This is a genomic window from Flavobacterium zepuense (assembly GCF_007097145.1).
Taxonomy (GTDB): Bacteria; Bacteroidota; Bacteroidia; order Flavobacteriales; family Flavobacteriaceae; genus Flavobacterium; species Flavobacterium zepuense.
Genome location: NZ_VJVZ01000004.1, coordinates 216,011 through 232,862 on the forward strand (window position 1 = coordinate 216,011; position 16,852 = coordinate 232,862).

The following is a 16,852-nucleotide window of genomic DNA, read 5'->3' on the forward strand; positions in this document are numbered from 1 at the left end:
AGAAGGCGGTTTTTTCGTATGATACTAATTATAAATGAGTTGCAATTATTACATCATCCCCTCATCGGCAAAGCTCAGGTAGCCTTTCTCAGTTACGATTACGTGGTCTAAAACCTTAATATCCAGAGAGTGCCCTGCCGTTTTAAGCTGTCGCGTAACCTGTTTGTCGGGTTCACTGGCCTGTAAAATTCCGCTTGGGTGGTTGTGTACCAGTATGATACCTACAGCATTGTGCTCTAACGCCGTTTTAAAAACCAACCGTACATCTACCACGGTACCGGTAAGCCCTCCCTTACTCAATTGGTTCTTATAAATCACTTTGTTTGAGTTATTTAGGTAGATGATCCAAAACTCCTCATGCGGAAGCTCGCCTATAATGGGCTGCATGATCTCAAACACGGCACGGCTGCTGGTAATCTTCTTAAGGTCAACACCTTCCTCATCGCGGCGGCGGCGTCCCAGCTCCATTGCCGCAGCAATGCTAATGGCCTTAGCCTCGCCTATGCCCTTAAAGCTCATAAGTTGCTGTAACGACTGCTTACCCAGCGCATTAAGGTTATTATCTACACTGGCTAAAATGCGTTTGCTCAGTTCTACAGCACTTTCATTACGGCTGCCCGAGCCTATAAGTATAGCAATAAGTTCGGCATCGCTAAGGGCAGCTTTGCCCTTAATCATCAGTTTTTCACGGGGTTGGTCGTCTTCGGCCCAGTATTTTATCGAGAAGGTAGTGTTATCTTCCATTTAATGCGTTGTATGGCACTAATTTAAACAAAATTGAGTCTCATTACCATACTAACTATTACTATTCTTACGTTTTCATAGCAAACCGCCTGATTATGAAACACATCCTACTCCTGCTGCTCATTAGCTGCCTTAACAGCAGCACCGCTACTAAAGACTATTATGAGCAACTGAGCGATGCCGCCCTTGCTATAACCAAAGACAAGGTAGAATATGACGGTACATATTACCGCATAAAGTACCCAAATGGCGATGTACCGGCTAACATTGGGGTGTGTACCGATGTGGTTATCAGGAGTTACCGTAAATTGGGCGCCGATTTACAGCAACTGGTACACGAAGATATGAAAGCCAACTTTTCTAAATACCCAAAAGCCTGGGGCTTAAGCAGTCCCGACACAAATATAGACCACCGCCGTGTACCTAACCTGCAGGTTTTCTTTACCCGAAAAGGGCAAAAACTAACCGTAACTAACAATGCGTCAGACTATAAGCCCGGTGATATTGTTACCTGGATGCTGCCTGCGGGCCATCCTCACATTGGCATAGTAGTAAACAAAAAAGGAGCGGCAGGCCGCTACAAAATGGTACACAATATTGGCTACGGTCAAAATTTAGACGACTGCCTTTTTGAGTATAAAATCACAGGGCATTATCGCTACAAAAAATAAAAATTATCTTACAGAAATATTTCTGAAAGTGCTTGATATTTCACTTTTGGATTTCGAGATGGTTAATTAACCGCCTTTTTAAGCTCAAAATTTATAAGAAATTACCCCTAAATGCTTAATATTTCACTTTTGGATTTTGAGATCTCTACATCATGTGCAAAGGGGTTAAAATTTGCTCTACAATTTTCATTTTTTTAGCAGATGCCTAATTCTGAAAATTCGCAATTCGCAATTTTTAAATCTAAAATCTAAAATCTCCTACACCACCTGCCCGCTAAATTTTTCGCGGTACATTTTGGGGGTCATGCCCACCGTTTTTTTAAAGAGCGAGCGAAAAGTTTTCAGGTCGTTGTAGCCACTTTCTAACATTACCTCTAAAATACTGTGGCGCGATTGCTCCAGCATTTGCTTGGCAGCCTCAATGCGTGTTTTTTGCAGGTATTCTATGGGGGTAATGCCCGTTACCTGCTTAAAGCGGCGCACCAGGTTACGGCGGCTGGCAGGTACATCTATAATAATCTCTTCTATGGTGTTAGCCTTGCTAAAATGCTTCTTAATCTCGTCCTGCGTTTGTTTAACCAATGCATCGCCATGATCGTTGGCGGGTGCAAAAGTGCCAAAATAGGTCTGCCGGTTACGGTCTAAATCAATAGAAAAAACTTTAGCGGCACGCACAGCCACTTCCTTACTACAATACACCTCCAGCAGCAACATAAGCAGGTGAAACGTATTTGTAGCCCCGCCGCTGGTGTATATGCGGTCTTTCTCCGTCACTACAGCTTCGGCCTGTAGTTGTACCAGTGGGAAGAGTTTAGCAAAGGCAGCTTCGGCATTAATGTGTGTGGTGGCCGGCCTGTTATCTAACAACCCCGACGCTCCTAATACAAAAGCACCGGTACAAAAGCTGGCAATAGCTGCACCCGCTGCATACTGGTTTTGCAGCCACGGTATCCAGGCACGATTATCCTGCATGGCCTCGCCAACACCGTTATGTTTAAAGGAGGGCACTAATATCAAATCATACTTAGTGTCCGCAGTAACAGGCTTGGGTACATAATTGTCATACGCAGTAGCGTCGTGCCCAGGCTGGTGCAGCAGGTTAATTTCAAAAGGTGCAGGCTCGTTGCTTTCCAAGTAAAAGCGGTTAGCGGTTTCAAACACATCCAGCACGGCGGCTGCGCTTAAAAGGCGGTGCCCTTTTGTAAGTACAATGGCTATTTGCATAATGGTTGCAGTTTGATTTAAAAGTGCTTTTGTCTCAAATACCCCCTACTATTGACTTTTAAGCACAGTAACAAAACTACGCATTTGATTTAAATTTGCAATAACAACCAATAATTTATTAAATTCATATAAAATTTAATAAAAAAACCAAGACATGAAAAAATTAATCAGCACAGTATCCTTAAACCAGGATTTAGCAACACTCTTACTTCGCCTGCTTTTTGGCCTTATGTTTACCTATTACGGGTATAACAAAATTGTAAATTACGATACAATAGCGCCCATGTTTGGCGATATTATTGGCATCGGCGCCAGGCTATCGTTTAACCTTGTAATTTTTGCCGAATTCTTTTGCGGCATACTTGTAGCCATTGGCTTTGTTACCCGCTTTGCCATTATACCACCGTTTATAACTATGATCGTAGCCTACTTTATTGCCCATGCTGCCGATCCGTTTGATGCCAAGGCCATTGCATTTATATTCCTTATACTTTGCCTGCCCATTTTTGTTGCCGGCAGCGGCAAGTACAGTGTTGATTATTTAATTTTTAATAAAAAACAAGCTGTACAATAATGAGAAAGCTGAAACTACAGGTATCAATATCTATAGATGGTTTTATTGCAGGCCCCAACAGCGAAATGGACTGGATGCAATGGAACTGGGGCAACGACATTAACAGCTATGTTACCAATTTCACTAAAGATGTAGATACTATTGTGATAGGGAGAAAATTAGCCGAAGGTTTTATACCCTACTGGGAACAAATGCAGGGCAATCCGGAAACAGCCGATCCAGGCTCTGAGTTTATGACCCGCATACCCAAAATAGTATTTACCCATACGCTTAAAGAGCATAACTGGCCCAATACCAGCCTTGCCACGGGTAACTTTATAGAAGAGGTAAACAACCTGAAGAACAGCAAAGGTGGCGATATTATTGCTTACGGCGGGGCGCAGTTTGTGTCATCGCTTATTAAAGAAGGCTTGATAGACGAATTTTACCTGCTGGTTAACCCTGCCGCCCTTGGCACTGGCATGCCGATTTTTAAAGAGCTTACCGGCATACAACAGCTTAAACTTTTAGAAGCCAGAGCTTTTGATTGCGGCATTACCGCTTTGCATTATACAAAACCATAACCCATATACTCTGCCATGACAATTGCAATCATTATTATAGCCATTATAGCACTGCCTTTTATTATTGCGCTTTTTGTACCAAAACAATATACTGTAGAGCGCAGTGTTGTAATCAACAAGCCGGTACACACCGTGTTTGAATATATGAAACTGGTTAACAACCAGCAATATTACAACAAATGGGTTATGAAAGACCCCAACAAAAAGATAGTGAACACCGGTATAGACGGCACATTAGGCTTTATACAGTCGTGGAACGGCAACAGCCAGGCCGGCGAAGGCGAACAGGAAATTACCGGAGTCACTCAAAATGAGCGCATTACTATTGAGATACGTTTTGTGCGCCCGTTTAAAAGTACCGCCCATATCTATATCATTACACAGCCGGTAACCGAGCACAGCACCAAAACTACCTGGGGTATGAGCGGCAAAAGCAAGTATCCATTAAACCTTATGAGCGCGATCATGACAGGGCCATTGGGTAAAGACATGGAAACCAGCCTTGCTATGCTGAAAAAGAATTTGGAAGGGTAGATAGAGGATATGAGATATCAGATATCAGATATCAGATGTGAGATAATAGATTTTAGACTTACGACTTGCTGACTTGACGACTTTGCGACTTTGCGACTTTGCGACTTTGCGACTTTGCAACTTTGAAACTTTCAACATTAAAACCAATAGATTATGAAAGCAGTAAACCCGTATTTAAATTTTCCCGGCAATGCCGAGGAAGCATTTAACCACTACAAAAGTATTTTTGGCGGTGAGTTCCAGATGCTCATGCGTTACAAAGACATTCCGCAAGGTGTTGAAATGGACGGCTGTGTAGACATGCAGGGCAAAGCAACACCAAAGGATGAAGAAAACTACATTATGCACATTGCCCTTATGGTAGGCAACAGTGTGCTTATGGCAAGCGATGTACCGGCCGCAATGGGCGGGGTAAACTTTGGCAACAGCGTAACACTTTCGGTTAGTGTGGAGAGCCGCGAGGAAGCCGACCGTGTATTTGCAGGGCTATCTGAAGGTGGCAACCCGCAAATGCCAATGGACGATATGTTTTGGGGTGCCTACTACGGTATGCTTACCGATAAATTTGGCATTAACTGGATGGTTAGCTACGATGCCAATTACCAATAAGAACGCTTATGTTCCTCTATCCTATTATTCAGTCTAAAACTATAAATTTTACAGCTATGTTTAAAGATGTTAAAGCGTTTAGCGGCTATTCTGCCAATGATTTGGAGGCCGCCAAAAAATTTTACGGCGATACTTTAGGGCTTCAAGTAAAAACAGGTATAGAAGGTATACTGGAGCTGCATATTGCAGGCAGTTCGCCCGTAATTATCTATCCTAAAGAAAACCACGAGCCCGCAACCTTTACCGTGCTCAACTTCCCTGTGCCCGATGTAGAGGAAGCTGTGGCCGACCTTAAAGCTAAAGGTGTGGTTTTTGAAAGCTACGACCTGCCCAATTTTAAAACCGGTGATGATAATATCTTCCGTGGCGGTGGCCCGCTTATAGCCTGGTTTAAAGACCCGGCGGGGAACATCCTATCTGTTTTAGAAGAATAGCTTACAGTTTCAAGTCGCAGTCGCAGTTTACAGTCGCAGTCACAGTAGGCAGGTGACCCCGCAATTTTTAAATTTTTAAATTTTAAATCAGTTACACTATGGCAACACAAATCATCACCCAGTTAGAAAATGCATTAGGGGAAACAGTAAGCCTGCTTTCTTCTTTTAACGAAAAAGAGCTTAACACCGTACCTTTTAAAGGCAGCTGGACTGCCGCACAGGTAGGCAGGCATTTATTTAAGGCCGAGGATGGGCTTAATGAGTTGTTTTACACCACAACCCAACCCGCAACGAGGCAGCCCGACGAAAAAGCAGAAGAGTTTAAGAAAATACTTTTGGATTTTAACCTGAAAATGGATTCTCCCGATTTCTTACTACCTGAAACTAAAGAGTATGACAAACACAGGCTTATAGATGCTTTATCGGGAATTAAAAGTACTGTGTTAGAAGCAGCCACAAATGCCGACCTAAACTATATGGCACCCCTACCCCAGGGACATCCTTTAGAGGGTAGTACCAAGTTGGAAATCGTACATTTCATGGCATACCACACCATAAGGCACAACCACCAGATTAAAAAGATAAGGGAGGCTATACAGGCCTAATCAAGCACACTGTGCTCTATCCTGTCAACTTTTTGCTCTTGCGGCATTACAAGGCCCTGCTTGGTATGTGCAAGTTCACCCTCCACAAAAATGCTCAGGGTATAAGGTACTTCTTCGGTACCGTTATTCACAAACCTAACCTCCTTAAATGCGTCAAATGGCGCATCAACCTCCACCGATGTATACCATTGTTCCAAATCCGTTAAAGAGTGGCTTACATGTACTAATTCGCCTTCAGGAGTCCTGTACTGTACCGATTCGATAATAGGCTCTTCAACATTAATGCGATATTGCACAAACATATCAGCCGGGCTTTCATCATGGCCTTCGTGGCTGCACGATGTTGCAAGAGTTAAAATTACTATGCAGGAAAGGATAATATAGGTAAAGTTCTTTTTCATAATTAAAGTAAGGTTACTCCAAATATCCTTAAAATGACAATTTAAAAGAACTGTCTTAACATTACTATAACGATTTTTCGATTTATAATTGTAATACTATTTGTTACAAATAAAAAATCCGCACTACGACAAAATTTGCCATAATGCGGATTTATAATCGTTGGCACTATTTTACCTATGCGATAAAATACCGGCTTTTAATATCTGGCCAAAATTGTACATATCTTCAAACGAACAGTACAACGGCACAGGAGCCAGGCGGATAACATTAGGCTCACGCCAGTCGGTTATAACGCCGTTTTTCATAAGGTAGTCAAACAATTGCCTGCCCTCGCCATGCAGGAATACCGATAACTGGCAAGCCCTTTCTTTAGGTTCGGTTGGGGTAATAATTTCAAAATGCCCTTTAACCTCACGGTCTATTTCGTGCAGTATAAATTCAAGGTACGATGTTATCTGGTCACGCTTTTGTATCAGCGCAGGCATCCCAATTTCGTCAAACATTTCTACCGATGCCAGGTAGGGCGCCAGCGAAAGTATCGGCAGGTTGCTTACCTGCCAGCCCTCTGCCCCGCGAACGGGATCGAAGTTAGGCTCCATTAAAAAGCGGCGCTCTTTGTTGTGTCCCCACCAGCCTGAAAAACGGGGCAGGTCAAGGTCGTTATGGTGCATTTCGTGTACAAAAAGCCCCGATGCATTACCCGGGCCTGAGTTCATGTATTTATAACTGCACCAGGCAGCAAAGTCTACATTCCATTCGTGCAACTCTAAGTGAATGTTACCCGCGCCGTGGGCAAGGTCCCATCCTACGTAAGCACCCGCATCCTGGCCTGCTTTGGTAATGGTTTTCATGTCAAAAACCTGACCTGTGTAGTAGTTTACACCACCTATAAGCACAAGGGCAAGCTCATCGCCTACCTGTTTAATAGTATCTAAAATATCTTCTAATCTAATATTGTGCTCACCCGGCCTGCGCTTAATCTCTACAATGGCATCTTCCGGCTCCAGTCCATGAAAACGCACCTGGCTCTTTATCATGTACTGATCGCTTGGAAAAGCCTTTTCCTCGCAAATGATCTTAAAGCGTTTTGCAGTAGGCTGGTAAAAGCTTACCATAAGCAAATGCAGGTTAACGGTAAGGGTATTCATAACCGTAACTTCAGATGGCAATGCACCCACAATTTTACTAAGCGGGGCAGCAAAACGCTCCTGGTAATCCCACCACGGCTTATCGGCATAAAAATGCCCTTCAACCGCCAGTTTGGCCCAGTCGTCCATAACCTCATCTACATACGCTTTGGTACGCTTAGGCTGCAACCCCAGCGAGTTACCCGTAAAATAAATTACCTGTTTGCCGTTTACATGCGGAAACAAAAACTCATCCCTGTATTTAGCCAGCTTGTCTTTAGCATCAAGCTGTTGTGCAAATTCTAAAGTATTTAAAAATTCCATTATAGTTAGTTTGTCAGTGCGTAAAAATAAGGATTTTAAGAGGATTTTATAATGTAGATTTTAAATTTTAGACAGCTAATTTTAAACAATTCATACAAAAATGCTTTCAACATCTAAAAAACTGTAATGAACAGCATAAAAAAAGCGGCCATAAAGCCGCTTTCCTGTAGTATATTTAAATTCTGATTATAAGATTAGCATGGCATCACCGTAGGTGTAAAAACGGTAGCCTTCTTTAATAGCTTCATCATACGCCTTGCGCATTAAATCGTGGCCCATAAAGGCAGAGATCATCATTAGCAGGGTAGATTTTGGTGTGTGGAAGTTAGTGATCATACAGTCGGCCACGCTAAAATCATACGGAGGGAAAATGAACTTGTTTGTCCACCCCACATACGGGTTTAATGTTTTAGCCGATGAAACCGAACTTTCCATAGCCCTCATGGTAGTAGTGCCCACAGCGCATATTTTGTGCTTGTTAACTTTAGCTTTATTGACAATATCACACGCCTCCTGATTGATGATAAGCTCTTCTGAGTCCATTTTGTGCTTAGAAAGGTCTTCTACCTCAACCGGGTTAAAGGTTCCAAGCCCTACGTGAAGTGTAATTTCAGCAAAGTCTATCCCTTTAATCTCCAGCCTTTTTAAAAGGTGTTTAGAAAAGTGAAGCCCGGCAGTAGGCGCTGCAACAGCACCTTCTTCTTTAGCGTAAATGGTTTGGTAACGCTCAGCATCTTCCGGCTCTACCTCGCGGTTTATGTATTTAGGTATTGGGGTTTCGCCAAGCTCGGTAAGCTTATTGCGGAACTCCTCATACGAACCATCATAAAGGAAACGTAGTGTACGCCCACGCGATGTAGTGTTGTCTATAACCTCAGCAACAAGGCTGTCGTCATCGCCAAAGTAAAGCTTGTTTCCAATACGTATTTTACGTGCCGGGTCTACAAGCACATCCCAAAGGCGCTGCTCAGAGTTAAGTTCCCTTAAAAGAAACACCTCTATACGCGCACCTGTTTTTTCTTTATTGCCATAAAGGCGTGCAGGAAATACTTTGGTGTTATTAAGCACCATTACATCGCCTTCTTCAAAATATTCTATAACATCTTTAAATAGCCTGTGCTCTATGGTCTTGGTTTTACGGTTAATAACCATTAGTTTAGACTCGTCCCTGTTTTCAGCAGGATGTTCGGCAAGAAGCTCTTTTGGTAAATTGAAATTGAAGTTTGATAATTTCATTATATGTCTTTAATTGGGTGCAAATATACTATTGTAAAGGAGGCGTTGTCAAGTGTTTTGCAATATATTTATAATATCTTTTGAAACACAGCCATTTACAACTCGTTTACACTAAACCCAAGCGCCTTCATATCATCCCAAAAGGTAGGGTAGGATTTAGATACTACCTGTGCATCATTGATAATAAACGGCGTTTTTATTGCCAGTGGCGCAAATGCCATTGCCATACGGTGGTCGTTATAAGTGGCTACGGCAATAGCTTCGGCCTCCCCCATCCCCTCCATAGGAGAGATGCCAGCTTCACTCAATCCTTCTCCCTCTCCTTTGGAGAGGGCTGGGGTGAGGCTGAAAAAGCTGTGCGGCTCTAATGTAAGGCTGTCATTTGTGACCGATATTTTAGCACCAAATTTACCAAGCTCTGTTTTTAAAGCCTCAAGCCTGTCGGTTTCTTTAATCTTAAGGGTGTGCAGACCTGTTAAATGACAGCCTATCCCTAAGCCAAAGCACGTTACAGCAATGGTCTGTGCAATATCGGGGGTGTTATTTAGTTCCCGGTTGATGGTTGTTGGTTGATGGTTTAGCTTCTTTAGGGTTATGGTGTTGCCTTTAAAAGTAGTCTCAACGCCCATTTCCTTATAAATTTCAGCCAATGCACTATCCCCCTGCAAACTGTTTTGTTTATACGATGATAAAACTATTGCTGTACCAACCTCTGCCAAGGCTACTATCGAATAAAAATAAGAGGCACTGCTCCAGTCGCTTTCTACAGTGATTTCAGATTTCAGATTTAAGAATTCAGATTCCGAAGCATCCTTTTGAAATTTGTGATTTGAAATTTGTGATTTTACTGTTATTACATTTCCCTCAAAAGTCGCTTCAATACCTAATTCGCTAAGCAAGCCGAGTGTCATTTTTATGTAGGGTATCGAGGTTAGTTCGCCTTGCAGCGTTAGCTCCAAACCATTTTTTAAGCGGCCTGCAATAAGCAATAATGCGGTTATGTACTGGCTGCTCACATCGGCCTTAATATATACCTTGCCCCCGCTAAGATTTTTACCGGTTATTTTTATAGGTGGAAAGCCCTCATTCTCTGTGTACTCTATTTGTGCACCAAGACTGCGGAGGGCATCTACCAAAACGGCAATGGGGCGCTCTTTCATGCGTTGCGAGCCCGTAAGCGTTACCTCCCTGCCCTCCTGTAACGAAAAATATGCCGTTAAAAAGCGCATGGCGGTACCCGCATGGTGAATATCTATTACATCGGCATTTGTATTAGCTAATGCCTGCTGCATTACTGCGCTATCATCCGACTCTGATATGTTATGTATGGTAATGCCGGGATATAAGGCCTGCAACAACAATAACCTGTTGGTTTCTGATTTGCTCCCTGTTATCCTGATTGCCGTGCTAAGCACAGGCTTGTTTACTGTTATTTTAATATTCATAGTTTTGGGCGGTTGCCTTATAAAAGTATGCCTTGTCTTTTAACGGACAAGGCATAGTATGGTACTACAACAAAAATACTAAAATTACTTTAGCTTTTCGTTATTATGGTGGCGGTCGTGGTCGCGTTTAGACTTTAAGTCCATTTTTTTATCAAAAGCCTCCTGTAAATTAACCCCTGTTTGGTTGGCCAGGCAAAGCACCACAAAAACCACATCGGCAAGTTCTTCGCCCAGGTCTTTATTCTTGTCGCTCTCTTTTTCGCTTTGCTCGCCATAGCGGCGGGCAATAATACGGGCAACCTCGCCTACCTCTTCGGTAAGCTGGGCCATATTGGTAAGTTCGTTAAAGTAACGCACACCGTGCTCTTTAATCCAGCTATCTACATCTAACTGTGCATTTTGTATGTTCATACTATTGTTTTTTAAGTACTATCTTTTCGTTTTGCTTTTCGATAACTTTCTGAAAGAAATCTTTTAATGTTGGATAGTAATCCTGCGGAACGGTAGCATAATTAATATCCATAACTGCCGATATTTGCACCTGCTTAGGGTTACTGCTTGCTATGTTATATTTAAAGCTTCCCATATTTTCTTCCATGCTAAGCGCAATAGATGTTGGTAACGATTCTATTACATATCCCTCCGGCAGGGCAATATTAATCATGTATTTATCCTGGTGCGGGTATACAAAATCTACCGGGTATTCCCTTTTTTCCTGCTTAAACGGATTTTCGGCCGTGGTAAGGAAAAGCATCGGGTTTATGTACATTTTATCACCTATAATATCAGTAACGGCATTGTGCTTAAAATCATATTCTTCAACCACCGGTTTAGAAAGGTCTTTATCATTGGTTACCTTATATTCGGCTATTTCAAGGCCTTTATGGCGCCCTTCTAACTGCTCAAGGTAGCTTTCTTTACTAACACAAAGAAATTGCTCTCTAAATGTAAAAGCGTTCTGGTCAAAATACTGGTCGCGTGCCTTGCCCGATATTTTACCCTCTTTATCCAGGTTCACCATAAGGTTTACCACCTCTTTAGAAAGACTTTGCGGCATAAGGTCTATCGCCATACTGCTGCCATCATCTTTTATAAGCCTGCCCATCCAGTTTAGCGCCCTTGTAGGCAGGATGTTTGGCACCGCCGATTTTGATGTTGCATCCAGCAAAACCATTTTATTATCTATTACCACCGCGGCAATAACATAGTTAAATGCCGACCTGTTAGGGAAAAGTGCAATTTTGTTAGAACGTGTGCTTACCAATACCGGGTTAGCATCAAGCCCGGCATACCTAAGCATGGCGGTAAGCATAAGGTTAATCTCTGCCACGTTGCCCACTTTTGTAGTATAGGCTTTTTTAATACCGTCCTGGCAATAGTAACCATAGTACTCATTCCAGTTCATGCGGCTCTTAACGTAATTAAAAATCGTAGCTGTTTTGTCCTGCGGAGAAGTAACACCTGCAAGCAGCGCCTTAAGGTCGTCTTCAAAATAGCCTGTCCTTTTTAATTCAGATCCAAATTCTTCGTTTTTGTAAATGGTTTTTGCCACGTCTTCCCAACTGCTTGAAAAGGTTTTAACCGGTTCCTGCGGGTAACGGGTAAGGCTAATTTCATGTTCTACACTTGCCGTATAATTGTCTACATTACTTGTGTATTTTTCGTTTTTCATACCCGGAAGCTTATCCAGCGTATAAGTAATGGCCTCCTCTACATAATCAATTTTACTGTTGGTTATTTCTGTAGGGCGGTTATCCTGCCTTGTTTTCTCGGTAAAATTAAGCGACCTGCTGGCCGACTTTTTAGTAACCTTGGGCGCATAATACCCTCTAAAGTTAGTGTTAAAAACAAAATACTCCGGTATCCTGGTTGTAAATTCTGAGTGGCTTACCGGGATGCTTTCCTGAAATTTCCAGTCGGGCATTACGTGTATAAACGGCGATGTTATGGTGTATTTATACTCTACAATACTGCCCTCTTTAACATCCGGCATGGTTATTTTTCTACGTTTCCAGTATTTGTTAACCTGCTCTGTAAACTCGCCTTCGCTTTTAAGCTTTGTCTTTTTTATAGCGCCGCCTTCAAGGTTATACGTAGCCGCCTTAGAAACATCTACGCTTTCTCTTTCGTTTTCAGAATAGTAGTACATCACAGCCTTGTTAGCCCAGTCGTACCCCTCTTTTGTATATATTTTTATCTTAACCTGTACCTCTGTAACAAGGCTAAAACCTTTGTTTTCGGCAAAAGCCATATACGACTCCCCTTTGCTAAAAAGTATAGCAGCCGGTGCCGAAGGGTCTGTTGCGTGCTTTTTTTCTTCAAGCTCTTCTTTGGTTACTTCGCCAAGTTCATATTTTTGAGCCTGGGCGCTAAAGCCTGTAATTACAAGCAATAATAGCACATTGATTAATTTCATGTTTGGTATTTGTTTGGTGGTGATTGTTATATGCGTTTAAGCACTATTTTTTCGTTTTGTTTCTCTATCATTTTGCGGTAAAAGTCTTTAAGGGTATTGTAAAACTCCGGCTCTATGTGCGGCACATTAACATCAAATATTGATGTAAGCTGCATTTGCCCGTTTTGCACCACAACGTTGTACTTAAAGGTACCAAGCCCCTGCTCCATAGCTAAAGACAATGGCGCCGGAACCGACTCTACCGTGTAACCCTCCGGCAATTTTATGGTTATCATAAATTTATCCTGGGTAGGGTACACAAAATCTATAGGGTATTCTCTTTTTTCCTGATTAAACGGGTTTACGCGCTTTGCAAAAAACAGCAAAGGGTTAATATACATTTTATCGCCAATGATATCTGCCACTGCAGCATGGGTAAATGTAAATTCTTCGGCAACAGGCTTGCTCAAATCATCATCGTTAAGTATTTTGTAATCACCAACCACCATACCGGGAAATTGCTTCTCAAGTTTTTCTACATTGGTATCTGTGGTCGATCCACTATTATTTTCCCTGAAAGAATAACCATAAAGATCAAAATACTGGTCGCGTATCTTACCGGTTAATTTACCATCCTTACCCAGTTCTGACGTAAGAAAAACAATTTCTTTAGAAACTACCTTAGGCACCAGGTCAATCTCAGCCGTATTGCCATTAGGCTTAATAAGTCGGCCCAACCAGTTTAGCGCCCGTACAGGCAACTGATTGGGCAGGGTATATTTACTGGTAGCATCTAACAATACAAAACTCTCGTTGTAATAAACACCTGCTACCACATAATTGTAGGCCGTTAACGAGGGAAATAATGATACCCCGTTAGACCGTGTGCTTATTAAAACAGGATCGGCATTTAGGCCCGCGCTGCGCAGCATAGCAGTAAGCATAAGGTTAATTTCGGCTGCATTGCCTGTTTTAGCGGCATACGCCTTCTTTATACCTTTGTCGCATACATAGTCCTTTTTCTCGTTCCAGGTCATGCGGTTTTGCACGTAACTTAAAATTGCAGCCATTTTGGCCTCGGGTGTCATGCCGGGCGTTAAAACGTTTTTAAGGTCGGCTTCAAAATATTCGGTTTGCTTTAGCTGGTCGCCAAACAATTCCATTTCGTACACCTTTTTAGCCATAGACTGCCAGTCTAACGAGTATTTTTTCTTGGTACCATCCTGCATTGTGTAGGTTCCCAATTCGTATTTTAATATCGATGTATAATTATCAATATTATTTACGTGGGCCTCGTCTTTTAAGGCAGGTACATTTTTTGCTGAATAATTGGTTATTACCTCATTATAACCGTAAGTATTACCACGCACTTTTTGCTCGGGGATATCAATTTTCACATAGCCCGAAAGGTAGCGCTTGTAGTCAAAATAAGCCGGCACAGTAGTTTCGTATGTTACGCTGTTAACCGGAATATCATACTGAAAATAATAATCGCTAAACTTCATAAAATACGGCGTTTTAAGCACGTACTTATACTCAATAACACTGCCCTCTTTTACATTGGGCATAGTAATGCTTTCCCTTGTAACTTCGGCATTTACTTTTTCTACAAACTCGCCTTCGCTTTTAAGCTTGGTCTTCTCTATAGTACCACCTACCAGGTTATAGGTGTAGGCATCTGTAAAATATACTTTAAGGGTTTTACCGCCACTATAATAGGTTACTTTATCAGTAGCGTACTTGTAGCCTTCTTTTTTATAGATTTTTATGCGCATCTCTACCTCGTTAACCATCTCGAAATAACCATCGGAAATTACAAAATAGGTCTTGCCCCTTTTGTGTAATATGGCCGCAGCGGCAGATGTATCTGTAGGATGCACTTTTTCCTGCAATTCTTCTTTAGTAACCTTGCCCAGCTTAAACTCCTGGGCCATTGCTGTCCAGCCTATAAAAAATAACGCCGTGATAAGCAATGAAGTTTTAGTATGTAATTGATTTTTCATAATCATTATATCCGCGTCAGGATAACTTTTTCATTTTGTTTTTCTATCATTTTTTGAAAAAAATCCTTTAGTGTCTGGTAATACTCCGGCATAACCGTGTGGTGGTTGATGTCTAAAGTTGCAACCAGCTGAATTGTGTTTCCTTCCTGTTTTAAATTGTACATGAAACTGCCAATGTTTTCTTCCATAGTAATAGTTAAGGCTTTGGGTAAAAACTCAACCTTATAGCCTGAAGGAATCTTAATAAAAAACATATATTTTTCCTGTTTGGGATAGGTAAAATCTACGGGATACTCACGCGTTTCCTGCTTAAACAAATTTTCCTTTACGCTAAAATATAGCAAAGGGCTAAAATATATTTTATCTCCGATAACGTCCGAAACCATAGTATGGGAAAAATCATACTCTTCAATCAGAGGCTTACTAACATCATTAAGATTATTGATCTTGTGCGCGTTTATAGTAATACCATTTTTTTCCTCTTCAAAAGCTTCAACATACTTATCGCTGCTAACTACCGCCAATACCTCCCTGTATACGTAAGCAGAATGGTTAACGTACTGCACTTTTGCCTTTCCTTTAAAAATGCCATCAGTTGCTACTTCTGCCACCACGCTGTAATTTTCTCTTGAAACTAACTTAGGCGTAAGATCGGCTATTTCACTACTTCCGTCTTTTTTTATAAGCATACCCTCCCAGTTTAATGCTCTCAAAGGCAAAATATCAGGTTGGCTAAATTTACTTGTAGCATCCAGCAAAATAGTTTTCCCTCCTGTTTTTACCGCCGCAATAACGTAATCATATGAGCTATCTGTAGGGAAGAACGGAACACCATTAGAACGCGTGCTTACCAAAACAGGCGACGCATCAAGATTGGCATGCCTAAGCATAGAAACCAACATTAAATTGATCTCTGCTGCATTACCCTTTCTAATATCGTATGCTTTTTTAACTCCATCACGACAATAATAGCCCCCATACTCATCCCATTTCATCCTGTTTTGAACATAGGTGAATATTTCATTCATTTTTTCGATATCCGTCGTGAGCGGCCCGATCAAAGGATTGATCTCATTATTATAGTATGATGTGCGGCGAAGTTCAAAACCAAATCGATCGTCTTCGTATATCGATTTAGCAATTTTTTTCCAGTCTAAAGTAAATTCCTTTGCAACAACACCCTCGCTATACATTGCGGTAAGCTGGTGAGAAAGTGTGCTTATATAGTTTTTTTTATTACTTACATAAGCTTCATCCTTAAAGGCTTTTACTTTTTTAGCACTATAAGTATAATACTTATCGGTAGATTTATTGGCGTTATTAAAAAGCAATTTTTGCGGAGCAACCTCCACAGGCACGTAACCTATTATATAAGGATTATAGGAAAAATAGACAGGTACCGAAACATCATAGCGAACATCTTTAACCGGTATATCGTACTGAAAATACCAATCGCGAAGCCCAACATGTGGCGTTCGTATCTCATACTTATATTCTACAATGCTGCCTTCTTTTACATTAGGAAGTTTTATTTTCTTTTCAGTATAATTATCGCGGGGATGGCTGGAAAACTCACCGTCGCTTGTAAGAGGTGTCTTTTCTATAACACCATTAACAAGGTTGTAGGTTGCTACTTCCTTAAAAAATCCTGTACCCCTGCTATTCCCGGAATAATACCTAATGGAGGCATCCGCATAATCAAAACCGTCTTTTTTATATATCTTAATACGCTTATAAACTTCGGTAACCATATCCCATAAATAAGTCCCTTTGTTTTCATAGTAGGTTTTGCCCCTTATATACAAATAGGCTGCCTGCGCCGAACTGTCTTCAGCGTAAATTCTCTCTTCCAGATCTGCAATACTTACCGCAGGGATAGGAGGAACAACTGCCCCATTATCCTGCGAATACGCGCTAATTGTTATTAGCAATAAAACAGTAAAGGTGGCGCAATGCTTCATG

At 41.6% G+C, this 16,852-nt stretch carries 17 protein-coding genes; 7 read left to right on the forward strand and 10 right to left on the reverse strand.

Annotated features, from left to right (window positions below; genetic code table 11):
- Positions 1–48: 48 nt before the first annotated feature.
- Entirely contained in the window at positions 49–744 is a 696-nt protein-coding gene (gene radC / locus FMM05_RS08120) for a RadC family protein (protein WP_143372841.1), read from the reverse strand.
- A gap of 95 nt (positions 745–839) precedes the next feature.
- Between radC and FMM05_RS08125 the strand changes: the two genes are divergently transcribed.
- Positions 840–1,415, forward strand: coding sequence for a DUF1287 domain-containing protein (locus FMM05_RS08125; RefSeq protein ID WP_143372842.1), 576 nt, complete (start codon positions 840–842; stop codon positions 1,413–1,415).
- 258 nt (positions 1,416–1,673) lie between these two features.
- Here the strand turns inward: FMM05_RS08125 and FMM05_RS08130 are convergent, their stop codons facing one another.
- Positions 1,674–2,639, reverse strand: coding sequence for a GlxA family transcriptional regulator (locus FMM05_RS08130; RefSeq protein ID WP_143372843.1), 966 nt, complete (start codon positions 2,637–2,639; stop codon positions 1,674–1,676).
- Positions 2,640–2,793: 154 nt separating this feature from the next.
- Between FMM05_RS08130 and FMM05_RS08135 the strand changes: the two genes are divergently transcribed.
- The 6 genes from FMM05_RS08135 to FMM05_RS08160 all read left to right on the forward strand — a co-directional run bounded on the left by FMM05_RS08135 (position 2,794) and on the right by FMM05_RS08160 (position 5,958).
- Complete coding sequence (locus tag FMM05_RS08135) at positions 2,794–3,213, forward strand: DoxX family protein (protein ID WP_143372844.1); 420 nt, start codon at positions 2,794–2,796, stop codon at positions 3,211–3,213.
- The gene (locus FMM05_RS08140) at positions 3,213–3,776 is read left to right on the forward strand and encodes a dihydrofolate reductase family protein (RefSeq protein ID WP_143372845.1); all 564 of its coding nucleotides are present in this window, start codon (positions 3,213–3,215) and stop codon (positions 3,774–3,776) included. Before FMM05_RS08135 ends, FMM05_RS08140 begins: the two co-directional genes overlap by 1 nt.
- A gap of 15 nt (positions 3,777–3,791) precedes the next feature.
- Positions 3,792–4,310 carry an SRPBCC family protein gene (locus FMM05_RS08145; RefSeq protein ID WP_143372846.1) on the forward strand — a complete coding sequence of 173 codons (519 nt, stop codon included), beginning with the start codon at positions 3,792–3,794 and terminating at the stop codon, positions 4,308–4,310.
- A gap of 153 nt (positions 4,311–4,463) precedes the next feature.
- Positions 4,464–4,919 (forward strand): VOC family protein, encoded by a 456-nt coding sequence (locus FMM05_RS08150; protein WP_143372847.1) that lies wholly within the window; start codon positions 4,464–4,466, stop codon positions 4,917–4,919.
- Positions 4,920–4,975: 56 nt separating this feature from the next.
- Complete coding sequence (locus FMM05_RS08155; protein ID WP_143372848.1) at positions 4,976–5,353, forward strand: VOC family protein; 378 nt, start codon at positions 4,976–4,978, stop codon at positions 5,351–5,353.
- A 98-nt stretch (positions 5,354–5,451) separates the two neighbouring features.
- Complete coding sequence (locus FMM05_RS08160; RefSeq protein ID WP_143372849.1) at positions 5,452–5,958, forward strand: DinB family protein; 507 nt, start codon at positions 5,452–5,454, stop codon at positions 5,956–5,958.
- Here the strand turns inward: FMM05_RS08160 and FMM05_RS08165 are convergent.
- The 8 genes from FMM05_RS08165 to FMM05_RS08200 form a co-directional block, all read right to left on the reverse strand.
- Complete coding sequence (locus FMM05_RS08165) at positions 5,955–6,359, reverse strand: hypothetical protein (RefSeq protein ID WP_143372850.1); 405 nt, start codon at positions 6,357–6,359, stop codon at positions 5,955–5,957. The genes FMM05_RS08160 and FMM05_RS08165 overlap by 4 nt on opposite strands.
- Positions 6,360–6,530: 171 nt before the next feature.
- Positions 6,531–7,811, reverse strand: a complete 1,281-nt coding sequence (gene kynU / locus FMM05_RS08170) for a kynureninase (protein WP_143372851.1) — start codon at positions 7,809–7,811, stop codon at positions 6,531–6,533.
- Between the two features lie 186 nt (positions 7,812–7,997).
- Entirely contained in the window at positions 7,998–9,047 is a 1,050-nt protein-coding gene (queA, locus tag FMM05_RS08175) for a tRNA preQ1(34) S-adenosylmethionine ribosyltransferase-isomerase QueA (RefSeq protein ID WP_143372852.1), read from the reverse strand.
- 95 nt (positions 9,048–9,142) lie between these two features.
- On the reverse strand, positions 9,143–10,492 hold the full coding sequence (locus tag FMM05_RS08180) for a 3-phosphoshikimate 1-carboxyvinyltransferase (protein WP_143372853.1): 1,350 nt from the start codon (positions 10,490–10,492) through the stop codon (positions 9,143–9,145).
- An 84-nt stretch (positions 10,493–10,576) separates the two neighbouring features.
- Complete coding sequence (locus FMM05_RS08185) at positions 10,577–10,903, reverse strand: nucleotide pyrophosphohydrolase (RefSeq protein WP_143372854.1); 327 nt, start codon at positions 10,901–10,903, stop codon at positions 10,577–10,579.
- Position 10,904: 1 nt separating this feature from the next.
- Positions 10,905–12,908 (reverse strand): DUF3857 domain-containing protein, encoded by a 2,004-nt coding sequence (locus FMM05_RS08190; RefSeq protein ID WP_143372855.1) that lies wholly within the window; start codon positions 12,906–12,908, stop codon positions 10,905–10,907.
- Between the two features lie 26 nt (positions 12,909–12,934).
- A complete protein-coding gene (locus FMM05_RS08195; protein ID WP_143372856.1) occupies positions 12,935–14,890 on the reverse strand; it encodes a transglutaminase domain-containing protein in 1,956 nt (651 codons plus the stop codon).
- A 5-nt stretch (positions 14,891–14,895) separates the two neighbouring features.
- Positions 14,896–16,851, reverse strand: coding sequence for a DUF3858 domain-containing protein (locus FMM05_RS08200; RefSeq protein WP_143372857.1), 1,956 nt, complete (start codon positions 16,849–16,851; stop codon positions 14,896–14,898).
- Between the last annotated feature and the right edge of the window lies 1 nt (position 16,852).